The 21,664-nt window shown below is 60.7% G+C and carries 16 protein-coding genes and 1 tRNA gene; 6 read left to right on the top strand and 11 right to left on the bottom strand.

What is annotated here, in order from left to right; all coding sequences use genetic code 11:
• Positions 1-102: 102 nt before the first annotated feature.
• The 3 genes from ACQZ6F_RS20950 to rocF all read right to left on the bottom strand — a co-directional run bounded on the left by ACQZ6F_RS20950 (position 103) and on the right by rocF (position 3,858).
• Complete coding sequence (locus ACQZ6F_RS20950; RefSeq protein WP_449093778.1) at positions 103-1,776, bottom strand: methyl-accepting chemotaxis protein; 1,674 nt, start codon at positions 1,774-1,776, stop codon at positions 103-105.
• Between the two features lie 300 nt (positions 1,777-2,076).
• A complete protein-coding gene (locus tag ACQZ6F_RS20955; protein ID WP_068389008.1) occupies positions 2,077-2,553 on the bottom strand; it encodes a chemotaxis protein CheW in 477 nt (158 codons plus the stop codon).
• 369 nt (positions 2,554-2,922) lie between these two features.
• Complete coding sequence (gene rocF, locus ACQZ6F_RS20960) at positions 2,923-3,858, bottom strand: arginase (RefSeq protein ID WP_449093777.1); 936 nt, start codon at positions 3,856-3,858, stop codon at positions 2,923-2,925.
• Between the two features lie 125 nt (positions 3,859-3,983).
• Here rocF and ACQZ6F_RS20965 point away from each other — a divergent pair, with 125 nt between their 5' ends.
• The gene (locus tag ACQZ6F_RS20965; RefSeq protein WP_174072424.1) at positions 3,984-4,424 is read left to right on the top strand and encodes an Lrp/AsnC family transcriptional regulator; all 441 of its coding nucleotides are present in this window, start codon (positions 3,984-3,986) and stop codon (positions 4,422-4,424) included.
• A gap of 3 nt (positions 4,425-4,427) precedes the next feature.
• On the opposite strand, the gene ACQZ6F_RS20970 is transcribed toward ACQZ6F_RS20965, so the two are convergent.
• From ACQZ6F_RS20970 to ACQZ6F_RS20980, 3 genes are all read right to left on the bottom strand, one after another.
• Positions 4,428-8,612 (bottom strand): translocation/assembly module TamB domain-containing protein, encoded by a 4,185-nt coding sequence (locus tag ACQZ6F_RS20970; RefSeq protein WP_449093776.1) that lies wholly within the window; start codon positions 8,610-8,612, stop codon positions 4,428-4,430.
• Between the two features lie 65 nt (positions 8,613-8,677).
• Positions 8,678-10,603, bottom strand: coding sequence for an autotransporter assembly complex protein TamA (locus ACQZ6F_RS20975; RefSeq protein ID WP_449093775.1), 1,926 nt, complete (start codon positions 10,601-10,603; stop codon positions 8,678-8,680).
• 320 nt (positions 10,604-10,923) lie between these two features.
• A complete protein-coding gene (locus ACQZ6F_RS20980; protein ID WP_449093774.1) occupies positions 10,924-11,223 on the bottom strand; it encodes a glycine zipper domain-containing protein in 300 nt (99 codons plus the stop codon).
• A 481-nt stretch (positions 11,224-11,704) separates the two neighbouring features.
• On the opposite strand from ACQZ6F_RS20980, the gene hemA reads away from it, so the two are divergent.
• Positions 11,705-12,916: a 5-aminolevulinate synthase gene (gene hemA, locus ACQZ6F_RS20985; RefSeq protein ID WP_077471781.1), complete on the top strand. Its 1,212-nt coding sequence runs from the start codon at positions 11,705-11,707 to the stop codon at positions 12,914-12,916.
• Between the two features lie 66 nt (positions 12,917-12,982).
• On the opposite strand, the gene ACQZ6F_RS20990 is transcribed toward hemA, so the two are convergent.
• The 3 genes from ACQZ6F_RS20990 to dxr all read right to left on the bottom strand — a co-directional run bounded on the left by ACQZ6F_RS20990 (position 12,983) and on the right by dxr (position 15,906).
• Complete coding sequence (locus ACQZ6F_RS20990) at positions 12,983-13,615, bottom strand: LysE family translocator (RefSeq protein WP_449093773.1); 633 nt, start codon at positions 13,613-13,615, stop codon at positions 12,983-12,985.
• Between the two features lie 153 nt (positions 13,616-13,768).
• Positions 13,769-14,674 (bottom strand): pyridoxal-phosphate dependent enzyme, encoded by a 906-nt coding sequence (locus tag ACQZ6F_RS20995; RefSeq protein WP_449093772.1) that lies wholly within the window; start codon positions 14,672-14,674, stop codon positions 13,769-13,771.
• Between the two features lie 38 nt (positions 14,675-14,712).
• Positions 14,713-15,906, bottom strand: a complete 1,194-nt coding sequence (gene dxr / locus ACQZ6F_RS21000; protein WP_267554725.1) for a 1-deoxy-D-xylulose-5-phosphate reductoisomerase — start codon at positions 15,904-15,906, stop codon at positions 14,713-14,715.
• A gap of 199 nt (positions 15,907-16,105) precedes the next feature.
• On the opposite strand from dxr, the gene ACQZ6F_RS21005 reads away from it, so the two are divergent.
• On the top strand, positions 16,106-16,372 hold the full coding sequence (locus ACQZ6F_RS21005; protein WP_174072417.1) for a BON domain-containing protein: 267 nt from the start codon (positions 16,106-16,108) through the stop codon (positions 16,370-16,372).
• Between the two features lie 72 nt (positions 16,373-16,444).
• Complete coding sequence (locus ACQZ6F_RS21010; RefSeq protein WP_449093771.1) at positions 16,445-16,906, top strand: Ivy family c-type lysozyme inhibitor; 462 nt, start codon at positions 16,445-16,447, stop codon at positions 16,904-16,906.
• A 500-nt stretch (positions 16,907-17,406) separates the two neighbouring features.
• On the opposite strand, the gene ACQZ6F_RS21015 is transcribed toward ACQZ6F_RS21010, so the two are convergent.
• A tRNA-Arg gene (locus ACQZ6F_RS21015) sits at positions 17,407-17,483 on the bottom strand.
• Between the two features lie 119 nt (positions 17,484-17,602).
• Entirely contained in the window at positions 17,603-18,763 is a 1,161-nt protein-coding gene (locus ACQZ6F_RS21020) for a M20 aminoacylase family protein (RefSeq protein ID WP_068389045.1), read from the bottom strand.
• A 194-nt stretch (positions 18,764-18,957) separates the two neighbouring features.
• Between ACQZ6F_RS21020 and ACQZ6F_RS21025 the strand changes: the two genes are divergently transcribed.
• Together ACQZ6F_RS21025 and ACQZ6F_RS21030 are read left to right on the top strand one after the other, a co-directional pair.
• Positions 18,958-20,124 carry a D-alanyl-D-alanine carboxypeptidase family protein gene (locus ACQZ6F_RS21025; protein ID WP_077471774.1) on the top strand — a complete coding sequence of 389 codons (1,167 nt, stop codon included), beginning with the start codon at positions 18,958-18,960 and terminating at the stop codon, positions 20,122-20,124.
• Positions 20,125-20,139: 15 nt separating this feature from the next.
• Positions 20,140-21,339: a CobW family GTP-binding protein gene (locus ACQZ6F_RS21030; protein ID WP_449093770.1), complete on the top strand. Its 1,200-nt coding sequence runs from the start codon at positions 20,140-20,142 to the stop codon at positions 21,337-21,339.
• Positions 21,340-21,664: the final 325 nt, after the last annotated feature.

Consider the following 21,664-nt stretch of genomic DNA (forward strand, 5'->3'; position numbering starts at 1 on the left):
GTGGGCGGGAGACACCTCTCGGCGATTGCGGCCGAGGCTCCGATAAAGCAACGCCCCGAGTGATCGGGGCGCCTTGGCATTGTAATCATGGACGGGAGGAAATCATGCCACCCGGCGCAAGACCATGTCTCTGACCTTCGCGTCGGCGAGGCGGAATTGCGCCAGCAGCGTATGCAGCGCGTCCGCTTCGCTGGCAAGTCTGAGGCTTGCGGCCGTGCTTTCCTCGACCATGGCGGCATTCTGCTGTGTCGTCTGATCCAGCGAATTGATGGCCGAGTTGATTTCCCTGAGACCAATCGTCTGTTCCTTCGAGGCTTTGACGATGGCGGCGACGTTGGTGTTGATGTCTGCGACCTGGGTGACGATCTGTTCCAGCGCGGTGCCCGTCTGGCCGACAAGGCCGACGCCGTTCTTCACATGCTCGCTCGATGCCGTGATCAGCGCTTTGATCTCCTTGGCCGCACTGGCGGAGCGTTGCGCCAGTTCGCGCACTTCCTGGGCAACGACTGCGAAGCCCTTGCCCGCCTCGCCGGCACGGGCTGCCTCGACACCGGCATTCAGCGCCAACAGATTGGTCTGGAAGGCGATGTCGTCGATGACACCGATGATATTGGTGATCTCGCGGGAGGATTTCTCGATCTGATCCATGGCGGCAACGGCGCTGCGCACCACCGTACCGGATTGCTCGGCGCCATGCTTGGTCTCGGCGACGAGGCGTCCGGCTTCCTCTGCACGCTGGCTGGAATCCGCGACCGTGGTGGTGATTTCCTCCAATGCGGCTGCCGTCTCTTCCACCGAGGCGGCCTGCTGCTCCGTCCGCCGCGAGAAGGATTCTGCCGAGTCGCCGAGCTCGCGCGAGCCGGCGGCGATGGCGCTGGCATTGTCGCCGACCGTGGTCAACGTGTCGGACAGCTTGCGCACCGTCGCGTTGAAATCGTGGCGGAGCTGCTCCATGGACGGCACGAAGGATCGGTCAAGCGTCTTGGTCAGGTCGCCCTCCGACAGGTTGCGCAGCGCGCCGCCAAGTTCGCTGATGGCGCTCATGCGGGAGGTCACGTCGGTTGCGAATTTCACCACCTTGTAGACCTTGCCGTCGGCGTCGGTGATCGGGTTATAGGCCGCCTGGATCCAGATTTCCTTGCCGCCTTTGCCATAGCGGACAAATTCGTTGGCGATGAATTCGCCCTGCGCCAGGCGTTGCCAGAAACGCTGGTATTCCTCCGTGCGGGCATAGGTCGGCTCGCAGAAGATGCTGTGGTGCTTTCCGACGATTTCGCCAAGCGCATAGCCCATGGCGCCGCAGAAGTTTTCGTTGGCGGTCAGGATCTCGCCTGTGGGAAGGAATTCGATGACGGCCTGCGAGCGCGAGAGCGCTTCGAGCTTGCCGGCATCGTCGATCGCCTTCTTCTTTGTCTCGGTAACGTCAGCGGCGAACTTTACAACCTTCACCGGTTTGCCGTTGCGGAAAACCGGGTTGTAGGAAGCCTGGATCCAGATCTCGCGATTGCCCTTGGCGAGCCGCTTGTAGGTGCCGGCGTCATATTCGCCGCGGCCGAGGCGCGCCCAAAAGTCATGATAGGCGGGAGTGGTGACATAGGCCGGTTCGCAGAACATGCGGTGATGATTGCCGACGATCTCCTTCAGTTCGTAACCGAGCGCGCGGCAGAAATTCTCGTTTGCAGTCAGGACCTTGCCCTGAAGGTCGAATTCGATGATGGCCTGTGACTTGGAAACGGCAGACAGGATGCGGCTGGCATCCGATGATAGGCTGAACATTCCTTTTCCCTCTCCGAGAGCTGACGCTTGCCGGGCGTCGACTTGATGGCAACGAAGCGGGCGGCCGCGCTCGTCAGAGTGCCGACAGGACAGCGCTCCGCACGGGATGGTCGGAATGTTTTGATTGTATTTTCTTACCTCACTTCACAATCGATGATGGAGTGGGGCCCATTAATTTTGAGTAAAAATTAGCTTATTAGAAATTATAATTTAAATAAAATATAACTAACTAAAATTAGTCGACAATAAAAAACCGCCACTGTGGAGTGGCGGTTCTTTAAAAGGGGTTGTTCAGCGAAGTTAAGCGGCGAGTTCTTCCGTCTCGCTTTCCTTGAACATCTTGGCGAGGTTCAGGAAGCAGATCATGCCATTCTCCGTCGCGATGATGCCTTCGCAATAGGCGCGATCGAAGGAGGCGGTCACTTCCGGAACAGGCTGAACCTGGCTGGAGGCGATCGTGAGGATATCGGAGACGCGATCGACCAACATGCCGATGACCATGTTGTGGACTTCGGCGACGACGATGGCGCTGCGTTCGTTGGCAACCGTGCTCTGCATGCCGAGCTTGTAGGCGAGATCGATGATCGGGATGACCGAGCCGCGCAGGTTCATGACGCCGATGACATCGGCCGGTGCATGCGGGATCGGCGTCGATGGCGCCCAGCCGCGGATTTCGCGGATGGTGGTGGTCTTGACGCAGAATTCCTGCTCATGAAGCCGGAAAGCAATGATTTCCAGAGTATCGCCGCTGAAGCTGGTGGAATTGATCGTGGCCATGAACGTTCTTCCCATTGAAGCGTGACGCCAAATGCGGCGTGTTGATGGCACGATAGAGCAAGAATGTTGCTCAAACCTAAATCTGTCGACAAGGTTTCGAGCAGGGGAGGCTGGCGAAGCATGCCGCTGGAAGTATAGGGGTTGCAAAAGGAGGCCGGCCACCCGCCCTCGTGGTTCGAGACGGCCCTTTGGACCTCCTCACCATGAGGGCTGGTCTTCTGACGCTCCGCCGCCCAAGAACGTGGCTATATCGGAAGGGCTCACTCCACCCTCATCCTGAGCCTGTCGAAGGACGAGGGTGGCCCGAGATAGGAATAGCTCGCCCGCTGGCGAACCGTCGTCGGATTCCGCCGCCAGCCAAGCAGCGCCTCAGGCGGCTCTTGTCGGGCGGTCGAAGATGCGGCGGCCGAAGAGGCTGGCGGCCATCTCCACCAAAACACGGGCGCTCTTGCCGCGATCGTCGAGGAAGGGGTTGAGTTCGACCAGATCAAGCGATGAGACCAGGCTGCTGTCGGACAGCATTTCCATGATGAGATGCGCCTCGCGATAGGTGGCACCGCCCGGCACCGTCGTCCCCACGCCCGGGGCGATATCGGGATCAAGGAAATCGACGTCGAAGCTGACATGCAGCAAGCCATTGGCGGCGCTGACCGTGTCGAGCACCCTGCGCATGATGGCGGCCACACCCTGCTCATCGAGCGAGCGCATGTCGAAGACATTGACGCCGTGCTCGCGGATTTCCTCGCGCTCGCGTGCGTCGACAGATCGGATGCCGACCTGGAAGACTTTCGTCGGATCGACCAGCGGCCGGCCGGCCGGCAAAACATTGGCGATCTCGGCCTCGCCGCAATAATAGGCGACAGGCATGCCGTGGATATTGCCCGATGGCGATGTGGCGGGCGAATTGAAATCCGAATGCGCGTCCAGCCAGAGGACGAAGAGCGGGCGACCGACTTCAGCGGCATGACGCGCCATGCCGGAAACGCTGCCCATGGACAAGCTGTGGTCGCCGCCGAGGATCAGTGGGAAGCTTCCGGCCGACACCACGTCGTAGACCTTTGCCTCCAGCGCCCGCGTGAAGGCGCCGACGATTTTCAGATTATGGGCCTGCGGATCGTCAGGCAGGTCGGCCGCCGGGGCGGGATGCAGATCGCCGCTGTCGGTGACGCGGTGACCGAGTTCGATCAGCGTCGTCTCGATGCCGGCGATGCGGAGCGCCGTCGGGCCCATGCCGGCGCCGCGGCGGCCGGAGCCTTCCTCCAGGGGAACGCCGATCAAGGTGATGGGAGTGGATTGCGTATTCATCGGCATTGCTCCGAGGGTTAGAGGCAGTCGAGTCGCATTATTGATTTTCTGCATGACAGCAAAAAGATGGAAAATTGTCGAAAATTGATTAGGTTTCGACAGATTGCTCAATACGATTTAGCAGAATGATAAGCCATATGGATGACCTGGACCGCGACCTCCTCAGTGCGCTGCGCAACAATGCACGCATCTCCGTTTCCTCCCTGGCGGCTGCGACCGGCGCTTCGCGCGCCACCGTCGCTGCCCGCATAGAGCGGCTGGTGGAGAGCGGCACCATCGCTGCCTTCACCATCCGCACCGGCCACGAAACCCGCGCCGCCGGCGTCAGGGCCATCGTGCTGATCGAAGTGCTCGGCAAGCTGGCGGACAAGGTCGCCGACCAGCTTCGCGGCCTGCCGCAGGTGAGGGCCTTGCACAGCACCAACGGCAAATGGGATTTCATCGCCGAACTCGAGGATCGCGATCTTGCCTCCTTCGACGAGACGCTGCGCCAGATCAGGCTGATCAACGGCATCAACACGACGGAATCCAATATATTGCTGAAGACCAGCAAGATGGGGTTTTAAAACCTAATACTCATGCTCATAGACGATGCCGGCTTCGCCTGCACCATCCGAGCCGGCCGCGCCACGCAGCTTCACGCCACGGCCGACATCGAGATTGATGATCGCCTTGGTATTGTTGGAAGCGCCTTGCTGCAGTTCGATATAGGTGCGCTTGTTGATGTATTTGCCGGCGCCGACCTGCGCCTGGCCGTTGGCATCCGTCGAGATGTCGAGATCGTCGACGCCGAGATGGCTGCGCAGGCCCTCGAACAGCGAGGTGGAGCGGCCGCCGGCCAGCTGGCTTGCCGCATCGGCGAGCTGGGCAATCTGCATGGCGGAGAGTTTCGACATGGACTGGCCGAAGATCAGCTGCGCCATCACTTCGTCCTGCGGCAAGGCAGGGGAGGAGGAGAACCCGATCTGCGGGTCGGTGGCGAGGCCGGTAACATCGACGGTGATCGTGGTGGAACTTACGGAAGATGTGGCTTCCATATTGAGAGCCGGCGTCAGGTCGCCGCCGAAGGTGATCTTGCTGGTGTCGGTGAAATCCAGCCGGCGGCTGAGGATGGTCAGGCGTCCGCGCCGCATGGTGAAGCCGCCTGATACCACAGGTGCCGCCGCCGTGCCGCGAACGGTGATATTGCCGCCGAGCTCGGCATCGATGCCGCGGCCGCGCACGAACATCTGCGAGGGCGCTTCCAGCTGCAGATCGAGGCCGAGGGTCGTCGATTTGTCTCGCGGTCCCTCCGGCTTCTGATCCTTGAATTGGGCAGTCACCGCGGCCGGCGCATTCTTGTGCTTCACATTGATTTCAGACAATGAAGCCGGCAGCTTTTCAGGCACTGTAATCGATGCCTTGTTAATCCTGAGATTGCCCGTCAGCATCGGTGCGGTCAGCAACGGACCCTTGATGCGGAGCGTGCCGTTGACGGTGGCGGTCACCAGCGTTCCGTCCACATAGGTCGCGTTGTTGAACTTCATCTGGATATCGGCCGGGAAGCCGCTGTCCGGAGTGATGCCGACCGTGCCGCTGCCGGCGATGCTGCCGCCGCTCGTCAGGTTGCCGCTAAGCCGCGAGATGACGGCCTGCCTGCCGTCGAGGCTCACGGTGACGGCAAGGCCACTCAGGGTCAGGTTGCGGCGGACATCGACGAGCTTGGCGCCATCGGTGGTAATCGTGCCCGTAACCGCGGGTGCTGCCGTCGTGCCGCCGATCTGCATGTCGACCTTGGCGGCGCCTGTCATCACCAGACCCTGGGCGGCAAGCTGGCCGGCGAGGGCGTCGAATGGCAGATTGCCGGAAAACTTCAGCGCCATCGCCTTGTTCCCGGCAACCGCGACCGTACCGCCGCCATTGAGCGCCAGGCCGCTCTGGCCTGTCAGGTTGGTGTTGATCGTCACGACATTGTCGGCAAACTTGCCGTCCGCCTTGATGCCGAGTGGCGTGAGGCCAGCGGATTTCGTCTGGCTGGTGGCGGCGCCTGTCCAGTTGGTCTGGAACGCCACCACGGGCGATGTGGCCTTGCCGGTTACCGCGACAGTGCCTGATATGACGCCTTCGGCGGCAAGTGTCGGCGCGAAGACATTGGCAAGGCTTGCCGGCAGGTTGGCGATCTTGGCGTTGATGTTGAGGGCCTGGCCGGCAGTGCCGTCGACCGTGACGGAGCCGCCGCCAGTCTGAATGGTCAATCCGCTCAGCGTGGCGACGCCGTCCTTGACGACGATCTTGGTCGGCGATGCCAGCTTGACCGGGACCGTCTTCGGTGAACCGGCAAAGGAATCCAGGCTCACGGTCGTCTGGCCGCCTGATGTTTCGACATTGCCGCGGGCGGTCAGGGGGGCATTGTCATAGCTCGACTTCAGATCGAAATCCGTGCGGCTGCCCTGCTGGGTAAAGGTCAGCGCGAGATCGGCGATGCGGTTGGCGCCTGAGGCGATGGTATCGGCGCGGATGCTGCCATTGGCCGAGAATGCCTTGAGATCGTCGACACTGAGGGCGACTGCGGGCTTGCTGATGACCAGATCGTCGCGGCGGATGCCGTTACCGTTGGCATTGACTTTCAGCCCGATCTTGCCGTTGGTGCTGGCGATATCGAGCGACCCCTTGAGGTCGCCCTCTGCCTTCTGTCCGGCAAGGGCTGCCAGCAGGCTGAGATCAGGCAGATCGAATGTCAACGCGCCGTTCGGCTCGAAACTCGGCGACAGATCCAGCTTGCCCTGCAATTTGTTCGTGCCGATTTCCGCCGATAGCGATGGAATGCTGGTGCGGCCATCCTTGGAAATGGCGTCGGCGGCGATGCGGATCGGCTTTCCGTCGATCGCGCCGTTTGCCTGGATATTTGCCTGCGGAGCCTTGGGATCGGCGGTTCCGATGACGTCGATATCGAGCGTATCAAGAAGCCGTCCGGCCAGCTTGACGTTGACCGCTTTCAAGGTCGCATCGATGCCGAGTGCGGTGAGCGGCCCCTTGGCCTTGAGGGCGATATCGGCCTGCCCCTGCGCATTGGGGACGAGCTTGGAAAGATCGAGAAGCTTGCCGGTGAGATTAGATGTCAGCGACTGGTCATTGAGCGCCAGATTGCCGTTGATCTCGGCGATGTTGGATTTTACCGCCAGATTGGAGAGCGTCATCTTGGTCGGCACCGTGCCGCCAACCTGTCCCTCCAGCGAAATCGTTCCCTCGAACTTGTTTGACACGCCGTCCGGCAGCACGCCAGGCAGGGCGAACAGCTTGAAATTGCCCGTCAAAGCCTTCGAGGACAGCGTGTACTTGCCGTTGACGGTGCCGCCGATGCTGGCGCTTTCGAGCGTCGTGTTGTTGAAACCGATCGTATCGGGCGAAAGCTGCAACGGCGCGGTCAGCGAGATAGGCGCGCGGATCAGCCGGTTGAGATCGGCGCCGACGAAAGCGGTCTGGCCGACGACCAGACGCAACTGCACCGGTCCGGACATGGTTGCCAGATTGAAGGCATCGCTCCTGGCGCTGAGGTTTACCTGGCCGATCTGGCCCTGTGGCGCGCTGGCACTGTCGACTGCCGCCTTGGCGTCGATCTTCACCGATTGCGCTGCACCGGTCAGTGCGACGTCGACGCGCGAAATCATGGCGCGAAGCTCGCCGTCTTCCATCGGCCAGCGGAAGTCGACGGGGCCGGAAGTGCCGATCAGGTTGGCGTTGAGGCTGTTGTTGCCGGCGGGATCGAGCGTGCCGGACGCGGCAATGACAACGCTGCCGGTGGCGAGATTGCCGGTCTGGATGTCGATCTTGCCCTTGCCGTCGAAGGTTGCCGAGAGATCGATGGTCGTCTGGCCGGTAAAGAGCGGCCGCATCGTCGGCGGCAGCAGCGAATCCACGTCGCCGCCACCCTTGACGTCGATATGGTGCAGCCCATCGGCGGAAAGGCTGTGATGGCCGTTGATCGCGACCGTCGGCTTGCCGTCGAGTGCTGCCTGCAGCTTGCCGGCCCAATTCGAAAGCGGACCGTCGCCCGAGAGGTCGATGTTGATGGCCGGGCCGCCCGGCAGGTGCAGCATGCCGGCCAACATGCCGTCTCGCGGTTCGGAAATCTGCGTCTTCAGTTTCAGCTGGTTTTCGGCCGGAGCGAAGGCGATGTCGGCGGAGAGCTTGGCGTCGGGCACATCATGTCTGGTGGCATTTAGCGTAAGGCCGACGCTGCTGCTGTTGGCCTTGACGCTGCCGTCGGCGGCGAGAGCGAAGTCCTGCCCGGCCACGGCCTGTCCGATGCGAAGGTCCGGCAAGGTAATGGCGCCGATATTGACGGCGATGGGCAAGGAGAAGCCGCTGCTGCTGGATGTCTGAGGCTCTTGCGCGGGTGTCGCCGTTGAGACCGGAAGGCGCTCGAAATCGACTACATCAGCCGCGACGCGATCGGCATGGAAGGTGCCGGTCAGCAGCGATAGTGGCGACCAGTCGACAGCAAGATTTTGCACCTTGGCGAAAACGCCCTTGGTGTCGGCGACGGTGATCGAGCCGACTTTCAGATTACCGCTGAGCAGCCCCGACGGTGCTGTTATGGTGATGGTGTGGTCGGGTGTCGAAGCGAGTTTTGCCGCCTGGTCGACGGCATAGTTGGTTGCGGAGGGTACCAGGCCTATGACGAGCACAGCTGCGACCACGAGCAACAGGACCGCCACGATCGCATAGGCAATCCAGCGTACCAGTTTCCCGAGGATTCGAATCAATATGCTCATGAAAGCGACAGTAACCTCAATTTTGTAACCGTGTGCTGAAACGTCCGCAACAACCGTACGTTCCGTCAGAAGGCCTGACCGATACCGGCATAGATGCCATAGGCCGTGCCATCGTTGTATTTCTTCAACGGAACGGCGACATCGAGCCTGATCGGACCGAATGGCGTAGCGTAGCGCAGGCCGACGCCTGCGCCAATGCGCAGATCGGAAAAGTCCGGAGCGATGGTGTCGGTGACGCTACCCATGTCGACGAAAGGCACGACGCCGATCGTGTCGGTGATCTTCACGCGCGCTTCGAACGAGGCTGTCGCATAGGAACGGCCGCCAAGCGCATCGCCCTTGGAGTTATAGGGTGAGATTTCCTGATAGCCGTAGCCGCGGACCGAACCGCCGCCGCCGGCATAAAAGCGCCGGGTGGCGGGGATATCCTCGATACTGTTGGCGCCGATGAGCGAGCCGAGGGCAAGCTTGCCGGCGAAGACGACGTTGTTGTTGGCGCCGACACCCTGATAGCCGGTGACCGAGCCCTCGAAGGAGCTGAACACCGTGCCGCCCATCGCCTCGTAGCTCGGCTTGGCGCTGATCGCGGCGCGAAAGCCTTCCGTCGGGTCCAGCTTATTGTCGCGCGTATCTCTGACATATTCGAGCGGGATCGCCACGGTCAGATAATTGCGCTTGCCGAAGGCGTCCGTGGTGTCGGACTCGTAGCTGACTTCGCCGCCGGCCGAGACCGTATCCTGATCGTTGATTTCGTAGGCGAGGCTGCCGCTTCCCGTCACTGTATTGGCGTCGTAGGCATCCGGATGCAGGCTCTGCATCTTCAGTGCTGCGGTGAAGGTCGCCGAAGGATAGAAGGTCGCGGGCCTGACATAGGTGATGCCGGCTGTGTAATCGAGCTGGCCGACATCCGTGGTCTCGCCGAGGCGAGAGACCGATCCTTCGATGCGCAACGAATCCGCGCGTCCCGTCAGATTGCGGTGTCCCCAATAGCCCTGCAGGCCGAAGCCGTCGATGGTGGAATATTGCGCGCCGACGCCGAAATAGCGCTGCTTGCCTTCCGACACCTCGATGGTGGTGGGAATGCTGCCATCCGGCGCCAGCTTGTCGGCCTCGCGAATGGTAACACTGGAAAAGACGCCGAGCTTTCTGAGACGGTCCGAGGCCTTTTTCAGATCATCAGGCGAATAGGGCTTGCCTTCGTTGATGCGGGCGTAGCGCTTGATGAAATCCGGATCGACCGACTTCTGGCCGGTGACGCCGACATTGCCGAAGGGTGCGACGGGGCCGCTTTCTACCTTCAGCGAGACATCGACGGTATTGGTGGAGTGGTCGGCGACGACATCGCGCTTGTCGAGCCTGGCGAGCGGATGCCCTTCATTCTTGAAATCGGCGACCATCTTGTCGCCCGCCTTCAGGATGGTCAGCGAACCGGCATCCCCGCCGCGCACCAGGCCGTAACGTGAGGCGTCCAGTGCCGCGGCATCGCCAAGGAGATTGATCTTGCCGAGCTTGAAGACCGCACCGGGGTCGACGCTGATGACAACTGCGACGGGCTTGGAGCGACCAAAGGCCGGCGTCGGCGGCAAGGCATCGAGCGGGGTGCCGTTGATGGTGATGGTGACCACGCCGCCATAGCGGGCCTTCTCGTAAAGGGTGGCGATCAGGCGGTCGCGGTCGTCGCGCGCTTTGACGACGACGCCGAGGTCGCCGGAGACGGCCTTGTCCTTGTCGGCGACCAGCATCGAGCTGTCGTTCAGGGCTTCCTTCAGATCCTTGTCGAGATTGTCGGCCTTGAAATCGACCGTGTAGTGGACGGGATCGGAAACCTGATCCGTCGTTTCGTCCTTACCCCAGAGCTTTATGCCGAAGATCTTGAAAGCGAAGGCGTTTTCAACGCAAAAAGGCCCGAGCGCGAGCGCTGCCGCAACCGCTGCAACGGTTCCTGCCTGCCGATACGCAATACTCTTCCTCGGTTCAGTTCTTTTATGCATACGCCGCTTTACGGTTACATGAGAACTTACTCAGTTTGACGTTTCCCCGGGGTTAACGCGCGGCCACCATAGAGGCAAAAGTCGCTCAGGTGTACCAGTTTGGAGTCAAAAACCTGGAAAAGATGACCAAAATGGACAGAAACGCCGGGATTTCCGATGGAGTTGCCGCGTTTCAGCGCTGGCCTTGAGGCGACGTCCAAGGGTTGTCGTCGCTGTGCCAACGCGTGATGCCGGCACCTTGAAGGCGGGGTATTTGCCTTGCTGGAATGAAAAAGTCCCGGGCTTGCGGCCCGGGACTCGATATAGCGATCTGATATCGATCAGTAGCCGCCGTAACCGCCGCCGTAGCCACCACGATATCCGCCGCGCGGGCAATCGTCGATGTAGCGACGACCGTAGCGGTCGCGATAGTAGCATTGGCCGGGCTGTTCCTGGACGCTGCCGATGACAGCGCCGGAAAGACCGCCGATAGCCGCGCCAACGGCGGCGCCGCGGACGTTGCCGGTCACTGCGCCGCCGATGATGGCGCCGCCTGCCGCGCCGATGCCGGCGCCTTGTTCAGTCGGCGTGCAGCTTGCGATGGACAAGCCGATCAATGCGAGCATGAGAACTTTTTTCATTTACTCTCTCCAACGTTAGTTAAGCCGAACCCGGCAACGTCGTCCCAATTCTTCAGCTCCAACACGATGGGCTGTTTTTTCAGTCCTGCAACTACGAAAAAATATCGTGCAAAATATGATTGTCCATTGGGCGCGAATAGTTTTTTTGTTGCTGAACAAAGGCACGTTCTTATTCGGACAATAAACGATTGGCAGAGGGTAGAAAATCTGCCGTCTTTCTCCACAGACTCCGTGGCAACGCTGATCTAACTTTGCGTCATCGCCGCCCGCATGGTTTTAGCGTTGCAGCGACCTGGGGCTGCTGTTCGGTTCCTTCGTTTCGGGCATGGTTTCGATTGTCAATTTGATGCGATTGGTTATTCTTGTCTGGAACTGTTCAAAATTAGGGGCCATTTGCCGCAGCGGAGCCCGAAAGCAGTTGGGAGGGGTTGACGTGTGAACCGCCATTCTTGAAAACGGTTGCACGCTACTGGAGCAGATGATGGATTTCGAAGCATTTTTTAAGGGCGAGCTGGACGGCCTGCATGATGAAGGTCGTTACCGCGTGTTCGCCGATCTGGAACGCCGCCGGGGCAATTTTCCGCGCGCGACGCGCTATACGCCCAACGGCCCGCAGGAAGTGACGGTCTGGTGTTCCAACGACTATCTCGGCATGGGCCAGCATCCAAAAGTGATCGAGGCGATGAAGCAAGCCATAGATCACTGTGGCGCGGGTGCGGGAGGCACCCGGAATATTTCTGGCACCAACCACTATCATGTTCTGCTCGAGCAGGAACTCGCCGATCTGCACGGCAAGGAATCCGCGCTGATCTTCACCTCCGGCTACATCTCCAACTGGGCGACGCTCGGCACGCTTGGCGCGCGCATTCCCGGCCTCATCATCTTCTCGGATGCGTTGAACCATGCATCGATGATCGAAGGCATTCGCTATGCGAAGTGTGACAAGGTCATCTGGAAGCATAACGACCTGCACGATCTCGAAGCCAAGCTGAAGGCCGCCGATCCGAAGGCGCCGAAGCTGATCGCTTTCGAATCCGTCTATTCCATGGATGGCGATATCGCCCCCATCAAGGAAATCTGCGATCTCGCCGACAAGTATGGCGCGATGACCTATCTCGACGAAGTGCATGCCGTCGGCATGTACGGCCCGCGCGGCGGCGGCATCGCCGAGCGCGAAGGCTTGATGGATCGTCTGACAGTCATCGAAGGCACGCTCGGCAAGGCATTCGGCGTCATGGGCGGCTATATCGCGGCTTCGACGGCGCTTTGCGATTTCATCCGCTCGTTTGCGTCCGGCTTCATCTTCACGACGTCGCTGCCGCCGGCGCTTGCCGCGGGTGCGGTCGCTTCGATCCAGCATCTGAAGGTCAGCCAGTTCGAACGCGCCCGCCATCAGGATCGTGTCCGCCGGCTGCGCGCCCAGCTCGATGCCGCAGGCATTCCGCATATGCCAAACCCGAGCCATGTCGTGCCGGTGCTGGTCGGTGATGCTGCCAAGTGCAAGTGGATTTCGGATCTGCTGCTCGACGCCGGCGTCTATGTTCAGCCGATCAATTATCCGACTGTACCGAAGAAGACCGAGCGTCTGCGCATCACGCCGACGCCGCTGCATTCGGATGGCGATATCGAGCATCTGGTTGGCGCGCTGCATGCACTCTGGTCGCGCTGTGCGCTGGCCCGCGCCGTCGCCTAAAACTGCTGTTTGCATCCAGTATCGCGGAAATGCATGGGCATTTCCGCGATATTTTTTCAAGCTGGGTTAGTTGCGGCTTGCCAAGGCCAGGCGGCACGCCAGGCCGGCAAAGACCGTTGCCAGAAGATATTGCGGCAATTTCGGCACACGCTTGATCGCCGAGAGACGTCCTCGGATATGGCTGCCGAGCAGGATGACGGAACCGTTCACGAGGAAGCCGATCCCATTCAAAATCGTGGCCAGCAGCGCCATCTGCAGGGTCATCGAGCCGCCATGCGGGTCGACGAATTGCGGGAACAGCGCCAATACGAAGAGTGCCATCTTCGGGTTGAGTAGATTGGTTGCCAGCCCCTCGGTGAATATGCGTTTTCCAGAGAGCCGCTTGAGTGCCGTGGACGGCGCGAAAGCCGAGCCTTGCGAACGGATGGTCTTGAAAGCGAGATAGAGCAGATAGGCACAGCCAGCCCAGCGTACGATCTCATAGGCAACAGGCACGGTGAGAAACAGCCTGGAGAGGCCGAGTGCGGCGGCCATGGCGTGGCAATAGGTTCCGAGCGCAATGCCCGCATAAGTGAGGAAGCCCGCCGAGCGGCCCTGGCTGACGCTGCGCGAGGCAATGAGCAGCATATCGGGACCGGGCGTGGCGGTGAGCACCAGCGATGCGGCGGCAAAGAGAATGAGAGTGGAAAAGTCCGGCATCCTTGATTCCTTTGAAAGTGAGGCCGGAATTCCTCTCTAGCGATCGATATCGGGAATGGCAACAGCAGAAATCAATCGGTAAGATTTTGCTTACCTATTGGTCTCGGGAGCCGACGGCAATCCTGCTGAAGGCATGCCGTGCAATCAGGATGCTTACCAAGCCTGCAACTGGGCGAGGGTGGCGGTCGCGCCACCACAGACGATCATCAACACCCGCTCGAAGCGCGCCAGCCGATCGGTATGGGCGTAGGCGACGGCCAGTGCGGCGCCGCAGGCAGGCTCCACGAGAGTGCGGTGATTGTCGAGGAAGCGCATGCATGCGTTGACGGCCGCGCGGTCATCGACGACGACGCAATCGACTGGTCTGTTCCGGGTAATCTCAAAAGCGCGCTGGCAGACCTTTCGGGCGCCGAGCGATGTTGCGATGCTGGTGATGGCGGGCAGCTCCACCAGCTTGCCCGATGTCACCGAAGCTGCCAGCGAGGCGGCACCTTCCGTTTCGGCGGCGATGATGGGGATATCCTGAAGACCATTGCGGTCCAGCCCCTCCGCGACGCCGGCGAGCAGGCCGCCGCCGCCCACCGAGAGAACGACCGCATCGAACCGGACACCAGCCCTGACGACTTCATCGATCATCGTCGCGTGACCCGTCCAGAGCAGTGGATCATCGAAGGGGTGGATGAAGGCGGTATCGGCATCGACCGCCTGGAGCGCGCGTTCGTTTGCCTCCTGCCAGGACGCGCCGTGCACGAAGACCTCGGCACCTTCCTGGCGGATCAGCGCCTTCGCCTGCTCCGTCGTCGTCTCGGGAACGAAGACCGATACCGGGATCGAAAGCCGACGCCCGGCATAGGCGACGGCAATGCCGGCATTGCCGCCGGAAGAGGATACGAAGCGCCGTTTCCCGTTAGCGGCATGATGTTCGCAGGCAGCACCGACACCCCTGATCTTGAAGGAGCCGGGCGGCTGCAGCGCATCCATCTTCAACCAGATGGAACGTCCCGAGGCATGGCTGAGCGGCTGGGATTCGATGAGCGGAGTTTCGAGGTGAAGTGGCATGGAGTGATCTGTCCGAAAGGCGCTGTTGGCGAGGCGGGTTAGGCTGCTTTTTCCCGCTGGGTGATCAGCGCCGCTGCCCGGCCGCGGGCTTCCCCGTCGGCGGCAAAGACGGCGTCCATGGTTTCGGCGCTGCCGGTCGCGATCATCTCGTCCATGACGGCTTCGGCGATATCGGCCATTTCCAGGAAGCCGATGCGGCCATCCACGAAGGCATGGAAGGCGATCTCCTCGGCGGCGTTCATGATGGCGCCCTGCAGGCCGCCGCGCTCAAGCGCGGTGCGGGCAAGCCGCAGCGCCGGGAAGCGAACCTCATCCGGCGCCTCGAAATCGAGCCGCGCCAGCTTGGCGAAATCCAGCCGGTCGACGCTGAGCTTGGTGCGGGCCGGGTAAGTCAGCGCATAGCCGATGGCCGTGCGCATGTCGGGACAGCCGAGCTGCGCCAGCACCGAGCCATCGCTGTAGCCGACCATGGAATGGATGACGGATTGCGGATGCACCACCACTTCAATCTGATCGGGCCGGACATTGAACAGGTGCTTGGCCTCGATCATCTCCAGCGCCTTGTTGAACATCGAGGCGCTGCCGACTGATATCTTAAAGCCCATGGACCAGTTGGGATGAGCACGCGCGATTGCGGGCGTCACATTGGCCATCTGCTCGCGCGTCCAGGTGCGGAAGGGGCCGCCCGACGCGGTGATGATGATGCGCTCCACCGCGTGCTGCTGATCATCCTCGAGCGCCTGGAAAATGGCGCTGTGCTCGCTATCGACCGGGATCAGCCGTCCGCCGCCTTCTGAAACGGCGCGCACGAAGAGATCGCCGGCGGAAACGAGGCATTCCTTGTTGGCAAGCGCAATATCGGCGCCACGGCGGGCAGCGGCGAGCGTCGGCGCAAGGCCGGCCGTGCCGATGATGGCGGCCATCACCCAATCCGATGGCATGGAGGCTGCTTCGATCAGAGCGTTCTTGCCAGCGCCGACTGCAATACCGGTGCCAGCCAGCGCGTCCTTCAGTGCCTGATAACGCTCCTCATTGGCGGTAACGGCGAAAGCCGCGCCGCAGGCCTTTGCCTGCTCCGCCAAAAGCTCGATATTGTCGTGGCCTGTAATGGCGGCGATGTCGAAGGCTTCACGCCCGCCCAGCTGGGCTATGACATCAAGCGTATTCTGGCCGATGGAGCCGGTCGAACCCAATATCGTCAGGCGGCGTCGCGCCTTGCTACCGGTGGTCATTCAGGTATCCGCATGTTGCTGAAAGTCTCCAAGGCTCTACAGGGGATCGCAGGAAGCGGCAAGTGTGCCGGCTTACAACCCCCTGCGACTGCGATGCGCGTTTAAGGCGAAATCACTGATTTAATGATATTTTTCGATCATTATTGAACCAATTGCCAAGTGCTGCGTTTTTCGTCCACTCGAATGCGGAGGGCGATGAATGGTTTTCAAAGCGGCGACATTTCACGGCATGGAGCTTTATCTGGAAAGCGAGCATTCCAGGCGTTCGGAACTGGAGTCAACAGTTGCCAACGCACTGGCCGTTGCCGGCGGGATCGATGCCTCCGAGGTGAAGGTGACGGCCGCCGGCCAGGAGATCCGCCTCGATGGCACCGTCGCCACTCAGCAGGAAGTGATGCGGGCAACCGCGGTCGCCGAATCGATCCGCGGTGTGAGGCTGGTGAGGAACAGGATTGCGGTGGGGTGATGTCATGTTCAAGCTCTTGCCCAGCGCTGGACATGAGCCCTTTATGCTCCCTATTCTTTTGAGGGCAAACGCATGAGAAATATCGTGGCATCAGTCGCGTTGCTGACAATCCTCGCAGGCACTCCGCCTGCATTCGCACAAAATCATCCCGCCACATTTCGCGAAATCGCCTCCGATCCGGCTGCTACCGCCGCCTTCAAGGCGATGGCCAAAGGCCACACGTTGCCGGACTGGATCAACGGCAAGACCGTCGAATCCCCCGGCAACGAGGTGACGTTTGGCGGAGACAAGGTCTATGTCATGAGCGCCTGCAAGCAGCATGACTGCGGCTCGGAGCGCATCGCCGTGATGTACGATCCCGGCAAGAAGATCATGTACGGCCTGCTGCTCTCAGCCGACCAGAAGACCGTGACCGAGAAGCTGACATGGCTGAACATCGGGCCGGGCAATGAAGCGATCGACGGCAGAACCATACTCTATGCGGCGCTGACGGGCAGTTTGGAAAACCATCCGGGGGCGTTTGATTACAAGTAAGCGGTAATGGGCAATGCCTCTCGGGGAACCGACCCCTAGCTCCCATTTGCTGAAATTGGGAGCTTGCGGCCTTTTTGAAGACGCCCACCATTCCATAATCTAATTGCTCTCCAGCGACGGAATAGCCTTTCCGTGCCGTTTAAGCTCTATCGGGGCGGGTTTGAGAGGTAATTATGCTGCGATTTGTGTTGAAGCTGGGCTCGGCGATCATCCTCGCCACAATGCTGGCGGGCTGTGTTGTAACCGGCCCCTATTACTACCATCCTTACTACTACCACCCGTATTATTATCATCCCTATTATCATTATTATGACGGCGGATTTTATCACCGGTGCTGGCACTGCTGGTAATTTCTTTTGTGTGTCGGAGTTCGCCAAACGGCGAACTCCCGGTCACATATCGTGAGCGTGCGAATGCATCGGGGACAGGCGTGCAGGAACGCCGGTGGACCCTTATAGATCTGATGGATAGGCTAACATATTGTTTTAATTGGGAAATGTTGGTGATCTCGACGCGATTCGAACGCGTGACCCCCAGATTAGGAATCTGGTGCTCTATCCTGCTGAGCTACGAGACCACTCGGGATGATCCATACAAAAGCAAAGGCAGGAAGCCAAGCCCTTTTACGTACCAGGGACAATTCGCTTTTGCGGTGCCGTGCGCCTCATAAGGCGCACGGAGAGTGGCGGTGGTGTCTCAGGCGTTGAGGCGCTGTTCGGCGAGGCGCACCCAGTAGGAAATGCCGTGGGCTATGGCTTCGTCGTTGAAGTCGTAGGCCGGGTTGTGCAGACCGGCGGTATCGCCATTGCCGACGAAGATGAAGGCGCCGGGGCGGGCGAGCAGCATGTAGGAGAAATCCTCGCCGCCCATCATCGGGTCGATATCCGGAATGACATTGTTCGCGCCGGCAATTTCCTCGGCGATGGCGATCGCATGGTCGGTCTCATCGGCATGGTTGAAGGTGACCGGGTAGTTGCGCTGGAACTCGATGTCGACCTCGGCGCCGTGGCTGGCGGCAATGCCGGAAACGATCTGCCTGAAGCGCTGTTCGGCGAGGTCGCGCATCTCGGGATCGAGCGTGCGCACCGTGCCGGCAAAGCTTGCCTCGCTCGGAATGACGTTATGCGCATTGCCGGCATTGAACTTGGTGACGGAGACGACGACGGATTTCAGCGGATTGGCGCTACGCGAGGCGATGAGCTGCAGGTTGGAGACAATCTGCGCGCCGATGGCGATCGGGTCGATGGTCTTGTGCGGCATGGCGGCATGGCCGCCGACACCCTTTATGGAAACGGTGAATTCATCTGTCGCCGCCATGATCGCGCCCTTGCGGATGGCGAAATGTCCCACGGGCAGGCCTGGCATGTTGTGCATGCCGTAGACTTCGGCGATGGCGAAGCGCTCCATCATGCCGTCCTTGACCATGGCGTCGCCGCCGGCGCCACCCTCTTCGGCCGGCTGGAAGATGACGGCGACATTGCCGTTGAAATTGCGGTTTTCGGCGAGGTATTTCGCAGCGCCCAAGAGCATCGCGGTGTGACCGTCATGGCCGCAGGCATGCATTTTGCCGGGTGTCTCGGAAGCCCAGGGCTTGCCGGTGATTTCGGTGAGCGGCAGGGCATCCATATCGGCGCGCAGGCCGACTGTGCGACCCTCGCCCTTGCCGCGGATCAGACCGACGACGCCGGTGCGGCCGATGCCGGTCACCACCTCGTCGACGCCGAAGGAGCGAAGTTTTTCAGCGACGAAGGCGGCGGTGTTTTCCACCGCATAGAGAAGTTCGGGCCGCGTGTGGATATAGCGGCGCCATTCGGTCACTTCGCCCTGGAGTTCGGCGGCTCTGTTCAAGATCGGCATGCTGATTTTCCTGCTGCTCACTATCGGTTGTGGTTCAACTCTTCGGTTCTTCGTTCCGCCCCTGCCGGCTCTTCGCATCTAGCGTGGCCTGCTCAAGGGCAAATAAAGTCGTCAATCGCCTTTGCCTTCTCCTAGCCATATAGGTTAAATAGACGAAGCTTTCGAGAAAATTCCGGAACTCTGAAGGATAGATCGTGCCGACGAAGCAGAATCGTTTGTATGCCGCCCTGCGGCTTGTTCCCGTAGCCGCAGCTGCATCCATGCTTTTCCTGTCGACCGCGCAGACGGCCGGAGCCAATCCGCATATTCTCGTCGATGTCAGCACCGGCCGCGTGCTCGACCAGCAGGAAGCGTTTCGCCGCTGGTATCCGGCTTCGCTCACCAAGCTGATGACCAGCTACGTCACCTTCCGTGCCCTGCAATCCGGCCAGATCAAACTCGATACGCCCGTCGTCATGTCGAAGCTCGCGGCCGCGCAGCCGCCGGCGAAGATGTACTTCAAGCCCGGGCAGAAGATGACGCTCGACAATGCCCTGAAGATGATGCTGGTCAAATCGGCAAACGATCTTGCCATGGCGGTCAGCGAAACCGTGGGCGGTTCGCAGCCGGCATTCGTGGCGCGAATGAATGCGGAGGCGGCTCGCCTTGGCATGCGCGACACGCATTTCATCAATCCGAACGGCCTTCCGGGCAAGGGGCAATATACGACGGCGCGTGACCTTGCCATTCTCAGCGTCGCGCTGCGCCGCGAATTTCCGCAATATGCCGGTTATTTCTCGCTGGAAGGCTTTACCAACGGCGTGAAGCAGGTGCCAAACATCAACATGCTGATCGGCCGTTTCGATGGCGCCGACGGCATGAAGACCGGCTTCATCTGTGCCGCCGGCTTCAACCAGATCGCCTCGGCAACCCGCAACGGCCGCACGCTGATCTCCGTCGTGCTCGGCACCGACAGCCTGGCGGCGCGGGCCGATGATTCCGCCAATCTGCTGGAAAAGGGTTTCCAGAACCAGCTCGCGGGCAAGGATACGCTCGCAAGCCTGCGGCCCGACACGCCGCAGTCGGCTGACGTTGCCGACGTCACCGCCGATATCTGCAGCACCAAGGGCGCGCAGGCGCGCAGCGAAACGCGCGATCCCTTCGGTCGCACCAAGGTGCAGTCGCCCTATATCCACGAAATGGATCATGAGCCCAATTTCATCTATGCCGGCCTGATCGGCGGCCAGGACATCGCCACCGCCGCGAAGGGCGACAAGGACGATGCCACTGCGAAAGGTGACAAGGCCACCAAGGGCAACAAGATCGCCATCTCCGGCGGGGCGGACAATGTGCCGATCCCGATGCCACGTCCCACTTTCTAATATCGGATTTTAGCCATGAGCGTTTCGCAGCAAAGAGTGCCGGTCGCAATCCTGACCGGTTTCCTCGGTGCGGGCAAATCGACCCTGCTCAACCGCATCCTCAAGGATGAGGCTATGCGCGATGCGGCCGTCATCATCAACGAATTCGGCGACGTCGGCATCGACCATCTGCTGGTGGAAAGCTCCGGCGATGCCATCATCGAGCTCTCGGACGGCTGCCTGTGCTGCACGGTGCGCGGCGAGCTGGTGGATACGCTGGCGAACCTGATGGACGCCATGCAGACCGGCCGCATCCGGCCGCTGAAGCGCATCGTCATCGAAACCACTGGTCTTGCCGATCCCGCGCCTGTCATGCAGTCGATCATGGGCAACCCGATCATTGCAGCCAATTTCGATCTGGATGGCGTCGTCACCGTCGTCGATGCGGTCAACGGGCTGCAGACGCTCGACAATCATGAAGAGGCGCGCAAACAGGTGGCGGTCGCCGACCGGCTGATCGTCTCAAAGAGCGGCATTTCTGGTGCGGTGCCTGAAGACTTGCTGATCGGTCGGCTAAGAGCGCTCAATCCGCGTGCGCAGATCCTGAGCGCCGATAGCGAGGAGGCCGGCCGCGCCGCCATTCTCATCAACGGTCTCTACGATCCGATGTCGAAGATCGCCGATGTCGGCCGCTGGCTGCAGGACGAGCTGAAGGCGGATGAGGATCACCACCATGATCATCATCATCACGACGGCCATGATCACCATCACCACCACCATCATGGCGGTCACGGCCATCACCATCATGGCCACCACCACGACCATCGCCACCAGCACGGCCATGACGTGACCCGCCACGACGAATCGATCCGATCCTTCTCGATCATCGAGACACAGCCGATCGACCCGGCGGCGCTGGAGATGTTCATCGATCTCTTGCGTTCGGCCCATGGTGAAAAGCTTTTGCGCATGAAAGCGATCGTTGCCGTGTCGGACAGGCCGGAGCGCCCGGTCGTGCTGCATGGCGTGCAGAACATCTTCCATCCGCCAGTGCGCCTGCCGGCTTGGCCCGACCCCGAGGACCGGCGCACGCGCATGGTGATCATCACCAAGGATCTGCCCGAGGATTTCGTGAAGGGCCTGTTCGACGCCTTTCTCAGCAAGCCGCGCGTCGATACGCCGGATCGCGCCGCGCTGCAGGACAACCCGCTGGCTGTGCCGGGGATGCGTTTCTAGAGCATTTCCAGGAAAAGTGCACAGCGGTTTTCCGTCCGGAAATGCGTAAAAACAAGAAGATAGAGCGTTTTCGCGCTTCGAAGAAAAGCGAAAATGCTCTAGCCATCCGGCAATCCGCCTCGCCCTTCGAGGGCGCTGCGCGCCACCTCAGGGTGAGGCTGGTCTTTGTGTATTGCCACCCGGTTCGTCGTAATCGGAGCAATACGAGGAAAAGTATGCCGAGGTTTGCTATCCAGACTTGTGTGAAAACGAGGAGATAGATGGTGTCCGAGCGTGGCGAGTTCGCTCCATCCTCATGGTGAGGTGGGAGCGAAGCGACCCTCGA

The sequence above is a fragment of the Rhizobium sp. A22-96 genome (genome assembly GCF_053521805.1).

What these genes read in the sequence shown, in the direction of transcription:
- ACQZ6F_RS20950 (WP_449093778.1), bottom strand. Translation starts at nt 1,776, where the DNA reads ATGTTCAGCCTATCATCGGATGCCAGCCGCATCCTGTCTGCCGTTTCC.
- ACQZ6F_RS20955 (WP_068389008.1), bottom strand. Translation starts at nt 2,553, where the DNA reads ATGGCCACGATCAATTCCACCAGCTTCAGCGGCGATACTCTGGAAATC.
- rocF (WP_449093777.1), bottom strand. Translation starts at nt 3,858, where the DNA reads ATGAATACGCAATCCACTCCCATCACCTTGATCGGCGTTCCCCTGGAG.
- ACQZ6F_RS20965 (WP_174072424.1), top strand. Translation starts at nt 3,984, where the DNA reads ATGATAAGCCATATGGATGACCTGGACCGCGACCTCCTCAGTGCGCTG.
- ACQZ6F_RS20970 (WP_449093776.1), bottom strand. Translation starts at nt 8,612, where the DNA reads ATGAGCATATTGATTCGAATCCTCGGGAAACTGGTACGCTGGATTGCC.
- ACQZ6F_RS20975 (WP_449093775.1), bottom strand. Translation starts at nt 10,603, where the DNA reads ATGCATAAAAGAACTGAACCGAGGAAGAGTATTGCGTATCGGCAGGCA.
- ACQZ6F_RS20980 (WP_449093774.1), bottom strand. Translation starts at nt 11,223, where the DNA reads ATGAAAAAAGTTCTCATGCTCGCATTGATCGGCTTGTCCATCGCAAGC.
- hemA (WP_077471781.1), top strand. Translation starts at nt 11,705, where the DNA reads ATGGATTTCGAAGCATTTTTTAAGGGCGAGCTGGACGGCCTGCATGAT.
- ACQZ6F_RS20990 (WP_449093773.1), bottom strand. Translation starts at nt 13,615, where the DNA reads ATGCCGGACTTTTCCACTCTCATTCTCTTTGCCGCCGCATCGCTGGTG.
- ACQZ6F_RS20995 (WP_449093772.1), bottom strand. Translation starts at nt 14,674, where the DNA reads ATGCCACTTCACCTCGAAACTCCGCTCATCGAATCCCAGCCGCTCAGC.
- dxr (WP_267554725.1), bottom strand. Translation starts at nt 15,906, where the DNA reads ATGACCACCGGTAGCAAGGCGCGACGCCGCCTGACGATATTGGGTTCG.
- ACQZ6F_RS21005 (WP_174072417.1), top strand. Translation starts at nt 16,106, where the DNA reads ATGGTTTTCAAAGCGGCGACATTTCACGGCATGGAGCTTTATCTGGAA.
- ACQZ6F_RS21010 (WP_449093771.1), top strand. Translation starts at nt 16,445, where the DNA reads ATGAGAAATATCGTGGCATCAGTCGCGTTGCTGACAATCCTCGCAGGC.
- ACQZ6F_RS21020 (WP_068389045.1), bottom strand. Translation starts at nt 18,763, where the DNA reads ATGCCGATCTTGAACAGAGCCGCCGAACTCCAGGGCGAAGTGACCGAA.
- ACQZ6F_RS21030 (WP_449093770.1), top strand. Translation starts at nt 20,140, where the DNA reads ATGAGCGTTTCGCAGCAAAGAGTGCCGGTCGCAATCCTGACCGGTTTC.